At 63.9% G+C, this 4,369-nt stretch carries 3 protein-coding genes; 2 read left to right on the top strand and 1 reads right to left on the bottom strand.

Annotated elements, in window-relative coordinates; translation table 11 throughout:
• Window positions 1-676 precede the first annotated feature (676 nt).
• Window positions 677-2,242 carry an APC family permease gene (locus AC1DJW_RS26270; RefSeq protein ID WP_390280764.1) on the top strand — a complete coding sequence of 522 codons (1,566 nt, stop codon included), beginning with the start codon at window positions 677-679 and terminating at the stop codon, window positions 2,240-2,242.
• A 62-nt stretch (window positions 2,243-2,304) separates the two neighbouring features.
• On the opposite strand, the gene AC1DJW_RS26265 is transcribed toward AC1DJW_RS26270, so the two are convergent.
• Window positions 2,305-2,850 carry an AMIN-like domain-containing (lipo)protein gene (locus tag AC1DJW_RS26265; RefSeq protein ID WP_476902924.1) on the bottom strand — a complete coding sequence of 182 codons (546 nt, stop codon included), beginning with the start codon at window positions 2,848-2,850 and terminating at the stop codon, window positions 2,305-2,307.
• A gap of 584 nt (window positions 2,851-3,434) precedes the next feature.
• Between AC1DJW_RS26265 and AC1DJW_RS26260 the strand changes: the two genes are divergently transcribed.
• Window positions 3,435-4,369, top strand: a 935-nt coding sequence (locus AC1DJW_RS26260) for a 13E12 repeat family protein (RefSeq protein WP_476902923.1), incomplete at its 3' end; no start/stop codon positions are given.

Genomic DNA, 4,369 nt, shown 5'->3' with positions numbered 1-4,369 from the left:
GATCGCCGATTTCCTCCAGACCTTCGGCCCACTCTTCTACGTCCGCCACACAAATATCATCACTCACCACCAACGATTAACAGGCCCCAAGCGGAAAGTCCGATTAAACCGCCGACGCAGCCAAGACTAAACGCGACTGTAGTACTAGGCAGCGCCACTCCCCTTTCGTTGAGACCCGCCGACCCTGAGACGCAGACCTGCTAAGACCCCGACCTGTTAAGACCCTGATCTGTTAAGACCCCGACGCTCGCTCACTTTTAGGCCCCTTCCGGCCGACGCTCGCTCAGATCATCTGAGCGAGCGTCGCCGCTTTTGGCCGCATATGTGAGCGAGCGTCCCTTCTTGAGCCGCGGGATCTCGGCTCGTTCAACCACTTGGGCCTCCACGACGCTCGCTCACTTTTGGGCCGTTTCCGGCAGACGCTCGCTCAGATGATCCACTCCGCACCAAAATTGTTTGGTCAAACCACTTGCGTCAGGGCGTCTCCCCGTCCATACTAAATGAACGTCATTCATTTAGTGACTCCCGTCTCACCGGAGAACAGCCATCATGATCTGCACCACCTACCCGGGCGCCCCAACCTCCGCCGCCCGCCATCAGCTTCGATGACCCCACAGACGGCTTTCACTGCATCACCCAGCAACAACCTTCGGCCCATCTAGAAAGAGCCAAGCACATGACTCAAATAACCCGCCCAAGCGCCAGGAAAACCGTGGAGGCCCACGATCCGGCCGGCACCGAACACGGCATTAGCGGCAAAGGACTCAAGACGGGGCAGCTGGGGCTCCTCGCCGTCGTCGTCCTTGGTATTTCCTCCGTGGCACCCGCCTACAGCCTGACCAGCTCACTGGGCCCGGCGGTCAACGCGGTGGGCCTGCAGTTGCCTGCGATCTTCATCGTCGCCTTCATCCCGATGATCCTCGTGGCGTTCGCCTACCGGGAGCTCAACGCAGACTCCCCCGACAGCGGCACCACCTTCACGTGGGCCACCAAGGCATTCGGCCCGTTCATCGGCTGGATGGGCGGCTGGGGTCTGCTGGCGGCGAACATCATCGTCCTGTCCAACTTGGCAGGCGTCGCGGTGGACTTCTTCTACCTGTTCCTCGCCCAGGTTTTCGGCAATCCCGATCTAGCCGACCTCACCTCCAACAAGGCTTTGAACATCGCCACGTGCCTGGCTTTCGTGGCACTGGCCGTCTGGGTCAGCTACCGGGGCCTGCACGCCACCAAACTGGTGCAGTACGCCATGGTCGGGTTCCAGGTTGTGGTGTTGGGCGTCTTCGTTGTCATGGCCCTCACCCATGCTTCCTCCGGCGACACTCCCACGGCCATTGCCTTTAGCTGGGACTGGTTCGACCCCACGAAGATCAGCAGCTTCGAGCAGTTCGCTGCAGGCATGTCCCTGGCGGTCTTCGTCTACTGGGGCTGGGACGTTTGCCTGACGGTCAATGAGGAGACCAAGGGCGGCAAGGGTACCGCCGGCAAGGCCGGCACCACCACGGCGATTGCCGTGTTGGGACTCTACGTCGCGGTGATCGTGGCCACCATGATGGTTGCCGGTATTGGCGGCGATGGGATCGGGTTGAACAACCCGGACAACCAGTCGAACATCTTCGCGGCACTGGCTTCACCTGTCATGGGTCCCTTGGCCATCCTGATGTCCCTGGCTGTACTCGCGGGCACTGCGTCATCCCTGCAGTCCACCATGGCCTCCCCCGCCCGAAGCCTTCTCGCCATGGGTCACTACGGCGCCCTGCCACAGAAGTTCTCCACCGTGAGCAAGCGCTTCGGTTCCCCGGGATACGCCACCATCGTTGCCGGCGCGATCTCCGGCGGGTTCTACGCCATCATGAAGGTGGTCAGCGAGAACGTCCTCAACGACACCATCCTGGCCCTGGGCTTGATGATCTGCTTCTACTACGGAATGACCGCCTTTGCCTGCGCTTGGTACTTCCGGCACAGCGTGTTCAGCAGCGTCCGCAACTTCTTCATGCGCCTGCTCTTCCCGGTGATCGGCGGCGTAGTTCTGACGCTGGTCTTCATCCAGACGGCAGTGGACAGCTGGTCGCCGGACTTCGGCAGCGGTTCCGAGATCTTCGGCGTCGGCCTCGTTTTCATCATCGGAGTGGGCATTCTGGTCCTCGGCGCGGTGGTCATGGTGATCATGGCCCGCGTCAGGCCCGGCTTCTTCCGCGGCGAAACCCTCCGCAAGGACACGCCGGCCCTCGTAGTACCCGAGTAAGCCTCAGCGTGGCAGAAGCCCTGTTCCGGATCACCCGGAGCAGGGCTTCCGTTGTGGTTGCGTCACCACATGTGCGCGACGTCGATCACCAGCCGCGATCCCGTTCCCGGACCGGCCAGCGTGAAGACCCTGAAGGGGAGCCGGGCGCGGACGCCCAGGCCAAGGCTGGTGTATCCCTCGAAGCTGCCCGCGAAGGCCACCTGCCGGAAGGTCTTGTAGTCCGAGACGTTCGTCAGTTCGTTCTTGTCGGCCGGGTTGTACGTGGCATTGCCGCTGGAGTTGTACGCGGGGGCGTTAATCGTCACTTGCAGGAACGCATTGCCCCTCAGCTCGACGGGAAGCCCCGAGCCGTCGTGCAGTACTTGTGGAACGTAGCGGATTGAATAGCCGGCAACGGCGCCGTTCAGGTCGATTACCAGACGGTCAAAGCAGGGTTGCTGGCCCGTCCTGACATTGACCACTTGCGCCTGGGTTAGCGCCGGGTTGGACTTCGCCAACGATCCCCAGACGATTCCGCAATACGGGGCCGCGGACGCCGCCGCCGGAGCCACGAGACCAAGCCCGGCGGCCACTGCCAACGCCGCCAACCAAGCGTAAAACCTTCTCACTTTGGCCCACTCCCCTTGAATACTTGAGCGATCCGATACCTCAAGCGTAAGAGCGTCAGGGGCCGTTCAGGAGCTTCGTATCCGCTTCGGCGCCCAACTGTTAATGAACCTCGCGAAGGGTCACGGGGACGTGATTCAGCGGCCAGGTTTCCGTGGTTTTCCGGGGTTTCAGCGCGGTTTCGCGCCTCTGTTCGTTATCACCGATAACGACGCCGGAGCGGTGCCTCGTCTGCGGCTCGCGCCGTGCAGGTGCGCACAAGCCAAGCGGCCGTGCAATCGGCGTCTTGGTCGGCCTGCGTGGGCGTGGTCCGGGTCTCGGTGGCGGACTCGACTACGGATCGCCGATGACGACGGCGGATAACAGCCGGTCGGCAGCACCCGGACGAAACCGAGGGCTACCTGGCGGCTGGCCAATGGATGGGCTAGCGCGGTTCGGCGTCTTGGCCTCGGCCAAGGTTCCGCCGGTTCGACTGCTCCCCACGGATGGCCTGTCCGCTGTAGTTCCTCAAATTTTTCCTAAGCTCTTTCGATTGGACGGGTCTTTTCGGCCTAATAATGTCGTAGGTCCCTGAAATGCTTTGGTTATGGCAGGAAATCGGGGAACCCAGCTGATCGGAGCGGGCGCGCCGTCCTGCAGCGCGGACCCTGGGGCTGTCCCCGGTGTCGCTGTCGCGGGCGTCCGAGTGCAGGATCTGATCGACGCCGTGAGATCGCTTCGGCCACGCTCCGAAAGTACTGAACTGATCAACCAGTTGCGTGCCCTGGAGGATTTGAAGTCCGCGGCCGCCGCTGCCCAGGCCCGGATCGCGGTCGCGTTCGATGCCGCCCAACGCAGCGCCGACGCAGCGGCAGGTGTTCCGGCCGACGAACGCGGCCGCGGCGTCGGAGCCCAGATTGCGTTGGCCCGGCGGGAATCCCCCGCCCGAGGCTCCCGGCTCCACGGACTCGCCAAAGCCCTCGCCACCGAAATGCCGCACACCCTCGCCGCCCTGGACACCGGCCGGCTCAACGAATGGCGCGCAACCCTTTTGGTCAAGGAAACAGCCTGCCTGTCCTCCGAAGACCGCTGCGCGGTGGACGAGGAACTCGCCGCCGACACCGGAACCTTCGACGGCGCCGGAGACCGGACGATCATCTCCATCGCCCGGGCCGCGGCCTACCGTCGGGACCCCGGCACGGTCACGCAACGCGCCAGCCACGCCGCCACCGAACGGCACGTGAGCCTGCGCCCGGCACCGGACACCATGACATACCTGACCGCGCTCCTTCCCGTCGCCCAGGGCGTGGCCGTTCACGCGGCCCTGACCCGGCACGCCGACACCCTCCGCAATACAGGGGACACACGCACCCGGGGCCAGATCATGGCCGACGCGCTCGTCGAACGCACCACCGGCACCCCCGCAGGGATCAGCGGTGTTGAGGTCCAGCTCGTCATGACCGACAGGACACTCTTCCAGGGCGACAGCGAACCCGCCCGGCTCCCCGGCTACGGCATCGTCCCCGCCGGCTGGGCACGGAC

This window comes from Arthrobacter sp. 05L417, from assembly GCF_056397865.1.
The sequence above is the reverse complement of the archived record's forward strand: the minus strand, read 5'-3'. Positions and strand labels throughout refer to the sequence as shown.